At 38.6% G+C, this 967-nt stretch carries 1 protein-coding gene; it reads right to left on the reverse strand.

Going from position 1 to position 967, the window contains the following annotated elements; genetic code table 11:
• Window positions 1-939 (reverse strand): IS630 family transposase gene (locus tag H4J59_RS19310; protein WP_259369382.1). Its coding sequence is split into 2 segments (ribosomal slippage), with 938 coding nucleotides annotated over them: window positions 1-491 and window positions 493-939; the frame shifts between segments, so codons are not numbered across the junction. This gene is flagged as partial in the annotation.
• Between the last annotated feature and the right edge of the window lie 28 nt (window positions 940-967).

Below are 967 nucleotides of genomic sequence, written 5' to 3' on the forward strand. Positions count from 1 at the left end.
CACTTATCCACTATATCCTCATAATCAGCGAACGAGCGATTCGCTATTTCATTTTGTCTTAGCCATGACCATACTTGTTCAATAGGATTTAATTCTGGTGAATAAGGGGGAATATGTATGATACTCAAATTAGGAAAATCTTGATCAAGGTACTCCTGATGCCAGCTAGCACCATCCATGACAACTACGGCGTGCCTACCAGCTTCAGTGGCTTCAGATATAAGCGCTAAATGTGACTTCATTACGTTCATATTACTCAAAGGAGATACGATCGCTTCAGTATTTCCATTAGTTACGCAAACCGCTCCAAATAAATAAGCATAGGTAAATTGTTGTTGCTGTACAACACGAGGTCTGGTTCCTTTTTCTGCCCAAATACGTGTTGTTGTATTTTGTTGGCCAAATCTGGCTTCGTCTTGAAACCACACATCAACGCGAGCAAGTGGTAAATGCCCAGGGATCTTAAGGATCGTTTTTATTAAGAATTTTTTTAAACGCTTCCTGTGCTTCAACTGATTGCTTTGGGTGTTTCGACCGAGTAGTTATCCAGCTTAAATTGAGTCCATGCAACAGGTGATATACGTTAGTTTTTTGATACGTAACATTGAACTCTGCCTCAATATAAGATTGAACATCTTTCCCTTGAAGTCTACCACCATTGGGCTTGATAGATGTCGCGGTGACAAAATTTTTAAGCTGAAGTAATTGAAGATTCGTCAGACCTTTTGGGCGTCCAGTATGTGCTTTTTCCTGAAGTCCTGTTAAACCATCATTCAAATAGGACTTGATCCACTTATTAACACTAGTGCGACTCACTTTTAAAAAATTCGATATTTGTGTTCTGTTTTTACCCGCTTTAAAATGAGATACGGCAAGTAATCGGATCCGTAGTCTACCATTAGTCGTAGTGGCAATAATTTGTGATAAATTTTGAGTCATATGTAGTAATCCTTTGTTAAGGATATTA

The organism is Colwellia sp. MB02u-10 (assembly GCF_014077185.1).
In the GTDB taxonomy this organism is placed as follows: domain Bacteria; phylum Pseudomonadota; class Gammaproteobacteria; order Enterobacterales; family Alteromonadaceae; genus Cognaticolwellia.